4 protein-coding genes and 1 pseudogene are annotated in these 5,218 nt (G+C 41.6%); 3 read left to right on the forward strand and 2 right to left on the reverse strand.

What is annotated here, in order from left to right; all coding sequences use genetic code 11:
• Nucleotides 1–91: 91 nt before the first annotated feature.
• Entirely contained in the window at nt 92–349 is a 258-nt protein-coding gene (locus GC096_RS34455) for an Imm32 family immunity protein (RefSeq protein WP_216626358.1), read from the forward strand.
• Between the two features lie 413 nt (nt 350–762).
• Here GC096_RS34455 and GC096_RS38950 read toward each other — a convergent pair.
• Nucleotides 763–1,779: pseudogene (locus GC096_RS38950) on the reverse strand (IS110 family RNA-guided transposase); the annotation flags it as partial.
• Between the two features lie 143 nt (nt 1,780–1,922).
• On the opposite strand from GC096_RS38950, the gene GC096_RS34470 reads away from it, so the two are divergent.
• Nucleotides 1,923–2,810: a hypothetical protein gene (locus tag GC096_RS34470; protein ID WP_171637050.1), complete on the forward strand. Its 888-nt coding sequence runs from the start codon at nt 1,923–1,925 to the stop codon at nt 2,808–2,810.
• Nucleotides 2,811–3,074: 264 nt separating this feature from the next.
• Here the strand turns inward: GC096_RS34470 and GC096_RS34475 are convergent, their stop codons facing one another.
• A complete protein-coding gene (locus GC096_RS34475; protein WP_171637058.1) occupies nt 3,075–4,385 on the reverse strand; it encodes an amidohydrolase family protein in 1,311 nt (436 codons plus the stop codon).
• 158 nt (nt 4,386–4,543) lie between these two features.
• Between GC096_RS34475 and GC096_RS34480 the strand changes: the two genes are divergently transcribed.
• Nucleotides 4,544–4,972, forward strand: a complete 429-nt coding sequence (locus GC096_RS34480; RefSeq protein ID WP_171637060.1) for a MarR family winged helix-turn-helix transcriptional regulator — start codon at nt 4,544–4,546, stop codon at nt 4,970–4,972.
• Nucleotides 4,973–5,218: the final 246 nt, after the last annotated feature.

The raw sequence follows: 5,218 nt of genomic DNA on the forward strand, positions 1-5,218 counted from the left end.
TTGAAGTAAAAGTCAGTTATGTGTAAAGAAGTTACATATGAAATGATATACTAATCTCAATAATAGTCTTGGATACAGGGAGGATATTGTAATGAAGATTGAAATTGAGATTCCTGAATATAAACCAGAAAAAGGATTGAAGATTTTCTGGGAAGATAACTTTCAAATAAAAGCGACTAGACTAGGTAGTGATTTTGTCATAGAGGCAAATAAAGAGGGACTAATTTCTTTAGCAACACAGCTACTTTCTATGGCTTATAATAATGTACCATCTGGTTTTCATATTCATTATGAAGATGTTACTTGCCTCGAGGATGGTTCAGCGAGTTTTGTTATCGAGATAATGTAAAGTCATTACGCTAACTGGGAACGATAGCTCAATTGGAAAAGCAAAATGATAATCAAGATAAGGGATGATTGCTTGGACGATTATGTTGGAATAATTATTGCGTTGTTGCTAGGGTTTGGATTTCTGTTTATTCGAAAATCTAAACTGTATAAAAGGAATTTGACAGCACGATTGACAGGCTTTGCACTTATATTAATGAGTGTTATCCTTGTTTTTGTTGTCATAATAGCGTATTTTTCTCAAGCAACACACGGTTATGGACACTAGATGATATTACGCTAAAACCAGCTAATAGTTTGTCAACATTTTTCTCTTAAATTTAGATTGAATCAGCAGTATACTGAAAATAGGTGCACTAAAGAACCTTCTCTGAGCATGCTGGAAGGTTTTTCTTGTGAATGATAAATATGGTGCTAAGCTAAGTCGACAATCCTTTCTTGTTTCACTAGCAGAGCATAAATCCAGTGAAGAAGTTTGTTAACACAGGCTATGAGTGCAACGCGATAAGGCTTACCTGCATCACGTTTCTTATCATAAAACTCACGTAATTTCTTGCTCCCGGTCTTCTTTAGACCGCATAGCACAGCGAGATATAAGGCATGACGCAGCTTCTTAGATCCGCGTTTTGTAATCTTATTGGTTGTTGCAGTGAACTTACCCGAAGCGTAGACGCTAGGATCAATTCCTGCGAAAGCTACCAGCTTTTTGGCGTGATTGAACCGATGGATTTCCCCGATCTCGGACAGAATCGTTGCAGCGATTTTGCTACCAATACCGGGAATCGATTGGATAATCTGATATGCTTCAACTTTTTCAGCAAGAGTATCTATCTGACTTTGTAGGTGTGAAAGATGCTCTTGGTACTGAAGGAGTAAATTAATGAACATCGTGAGGCTTACAAGATGGCTGCTAAAACTTACTTTCTGAAAAGGATTGTTTGCTGCAGCTGCCATGATAAGCTTTGCTTTATCGCTAGCCCAGCGGTCAGAACGACTGGGGCAGAGGCTAGCAACTGCGTGAGCAACAGTAGTTTTACCTGCTATTTGAAAAGCCCCAGGAGTCGTGAACTGCTTTAAAAGCAACAATGAAACTTTTGAATATAGATCACCGAAGATGCCTCTATAATCGGGAAATACCTGATCTTAAACCGCTTGGAACTGCAGCTTTATCTGTACATACATTTGTGTTAGTGATTCAAACTGCCGCGTTAAATGGCGAAGATTTAGGAGCTCAGTCCCTCGCCTTATATGCTCTTCAAATTCCTCTTTGTAGTACAGTTCACATAGCCGAAAAGCATCAATCGCATCTGTTTTTACCTTATGTAGACTCGACTTCTTGGCTTGATGTGAGATGAGTGGATTTACGACTAGAAGCAAGATTCCGTGTTCCTCCAAAAACTGAGTGACGGCCTGATGATAGTGCCCAGTCGACGGAGAACTATAGTTCAACAACACTAAGGGCACCGATCACAATGATCAACTGCCTTTTCTCATCTACTGGGCAGGATAGTTAAAATTTCATATTTCAATATATGGGTTATGAAGGAAGATGAGTTTTATACAAGGGGAATCATATGCAAAAATTTCAGATTAGAATTTGTCTGTTTGTTTTGACCATAACTATTTTAACTGGATGTACAAATCCCTTCCCGACTCCCACGAATACACCGATAACGTCAACTACACCTGCGCCTGACACAGCTACACCTACAGAGTCAAAAGGTACACCAATAGCAGCCGATGTCAGGCTGCTTGCCTTTGATACATCATACTTCGACCAAGTTATTGCTGCTTACAATAATGCGCCGGCGTTAGTCGATACACAGCCTAATGTAGTGATGATTGAAGGCAACTATCAAAAACTGACATTCGTATACAAACTTACAAGTCCACTCTTAGATGTTCCACAAATGCTTTCAGACGCGGGCTATGGGCCGATTACCGATAGCGCTTTAATCAACAAGATTTTTGGCAAAACGGAGAATGATGTTTATGGCCGCTCAAGTGATAACACTCTCATGACATGGTCGGTTGTACATGGCATAGATGACGATCTGACAGTGGTCTACGCGAATTCATCAGATGGAAATTTACCCGACATAAAGGCGGAGCCCAAAGTAAAATATGTGTTTGACCCATCTCTCATCAATAAGGTTGTAAATGTATATAAGGATATAGCGCCGGATTTCAGCATAGCGATTGGAACTCCTCCGAAAAAAATAGTTATTACCTTTATGGATGAGCTGATGTTTCGCTTCTACGTTAATATTAATAGTAGAGACGCTCATATAAAATCGCTGCAAACCACATTGGAATCGGCAGGATTTTCACCGACAGGCGAATCATTTTTTCAAGGCTATGTATACAAGAAGGGAAAGATTACCGCAAGATATGACTATGGCGATCCAGTGGATGGTGTTTCGGAAATTGGTGTGATCTTGGATGATGTGCCTCTTGGTTAACGAATGAAGGGTAAAAATGATCCATGGTCTTTTAACCGCACCCCGGTGAGTGCTTTTCAAAGGGAGCGACAATCTATTTCGGATTGATAATGATTACCTCCCAACTTTCGTTGCGCTAACGCAGAACGAGAACTCAATTATCTAGACGAAAAGGCAATCGACTAAAACCGATTGCCTTTTCCCCGCTAACGGGCAGTTTAATTACAAAGTCGAATAGCAAGGCACTCTTCGAAGTAGAGTACCCGCACAAAAAAGTAGAAATAATTACCTTTCTTTTTGTACACCTTTGAACCATATAGCTTTAATAGATAGGGTATCCGAGATATTGGTAGTAGGGTCGCCATTGACCAGCACTAGGTCAGCGCGCGCACCTTCGGCAATACGGCCACGATCATTAAGACCGAATCTGCGGGCCGGTTTCGAGGTAGCCGATTGAAGTGCTTCTATTGGAGTGAACCCGGCTGTAACCAGTAATTGCAATTCATGATGTACGCTGGCTCCATGAGCAAGGCCGCCAAGGTTCGGAACGGGGACGGGGGCGACATCCGTCCCGACCAGAATATCCACACCGGCCCTGTGAAGATCCATCACATTTTTAAAGCTATTTTCTATTTTGCCTTGCGGGAAAGTATTAAAGCTAGAGTTCAAAATATCGATCCATTCTGGACTTAATTTGGAATGAACACGTGGGTCATTCGCCAATTGCGATGCTGGGTTCCCAAGAATGGATGAGTTCAAAACCAAGCACGGTGTAACAAACGCGCCAGAATCGACGATGGATTGCACTAGCTCAGGCGTGTAATCGGGCCTGTCGATAAACAGGTGGCCCAATCCATCTACGCCAAGATCGATGGCGGTTTGGGAAGAGTGAGCAGTCAAGACGTGGGCGATGACGACTTTATCGAACTTATGGGCTTCTTCCACCGCTGCTTTTAGAATTTCGTCGCTTAAAACAGGCAGTCCAGGAGCGCCCATGACAGTTCCTTCTTCAATCATAATTTTTACATAGTCGGCTCCATTCTCCACCTGGGTATGTACATGTTTAATCGCTTCTTCCACCGTTGTTACTTGCGGCACTTCCTCATGATCGTGGGCGTAAGCGGCTAGCATAGCTTCCCGGTCTTCCTTCGATAACTTCTCCAATTCCTTTAATACGAATTCTGGAATCTCATCCCCATCTGGCAGCAATTCATCCGGGTGACCACCAGGAGCGGTGACTGCCGTACCTGCAGAACGGACATCAGCGATATCTTCCGTATTTTTCAATTGGATCGCACGTCCTCTTTCTGTAAAGTCACCGTTCATTTCGAGTTCTGTCGTCACACCGAAGTTTAATGCATCCCGTAATCCACCGATGGAAGTATGAACATGCGCATCAATTAAGCCGGGCAGTAATGTTGCATCCTCAGCATCGATGATTGTTGCATTCGCCGGAATGTCTCCACCTACTGCAACAATGGTTTCCCCATTGATGACAATACTCCTTGATTCTATTACTTTTTCTCCATCGAAAATACGCGCATTCGTAATAGCAGTGATTTTTTCTGCAGATGAGCTTTGGACTACATTCTTCATATTGTTATTCCTCCTTGGATACGCCTGGAAACAATTCGAAGTATAACTGTTAGGAAACTAACTGTCAATAAACTAATATTTAATTGACATGAAAGCTCGATGTTTGTATAGTTTACATACTAACAGTTAGTTTTCTAATAATATGAGGAGGAACGTTCATGAAGCCTCACAAGAATACGCCTTATCTGGATTTGTTTCAGGTTATTGGCCTTAAGTTAAAGAAAAAAGCGGACGAGAGCATAAAAGAGCTAGGGTTAAACGCTCAACAAGGAAAAATAATTGGCTATATCTACGAGAACCAAGAAACTGAATTAATTCAGAGGGATCTTGCTGATCGGTTTCATCTACGCGGGGCTAGTATCACAGGTATGCTTCAAGGTCTTGAGCAAAGAGGATTCATCGAGCGGAAAATCCCAGTCAATAATGAACGACAAAAAAATATTTATGTTTTGCCAAAGGCCGTTGAATTGATCGAGGACTTTAATGAATCCTTTCAAAAAGTGGAGGACGAAATCGTTCAAGTCCTTTCTGAAGAGGAGAAACAAATCTTAAAGGAATTGTTGATTAAAATTAATAAACGCTTATAATTGCGCTTGGAATCTACGCGATAGATTGGTACTTAATTGAACTAACGGTGAAGTACGACAAGTTCTGCTATAAGCATCTCATAGTGCGAAAAGCAGGAGATTACAGCAGTAATCTTAACTTTACAACCAAGAATGGGAATGACGGAACCATGTATCCCGAAACCATCCCGCCAATACTCCTGCGCGCGTCATGTTTAACAGAACATGAGGTGTGAAGTACAGGTAGATTCGACAGAACGAAAGCTA

Origin of the sequence: Paenibacillus plantarum (genome assembly GCF_013141695.1) — a bacterium.
GTDB lineage: Bacteria > Bacillota > Bacilli > Paenibacillales > NBRC-103111 > Paenibacillus_E > Paenibacillus_E plantarum.

Excerpts from the sequence above, each read along its gene's own strand:
- GC096_RS34455 (WP_216626358.1), top strand. The coding sequence starts at position 92 with ATGAAGATTGAAATTGAGATTCCTGAATATAAACCAGAAAAAGGATTG.
- GC096_RS34470 (WP_171637050.1), top strand. The coding sequence starts at position 1,923 with ATGCAAAAATTTCAGATTAGAATTTGTCTGTTTGTTTTGACCATAACT.
- GC096_RS34475 (WP_171637058.1), bottom strand. The coding sequence starts at position 4,385 with ATGAAGAATGTAGTCCAAAGCTCATCTGCAGAAAAAATCACTGCTATT.
- GC096_RS34480 (WP_171637060.1), top strand. The coding sequence starts at position 4,544 with ATGAAGCCTCACAAGAATACGCCTTATCTGGATTTGTTTCAGGTTATT.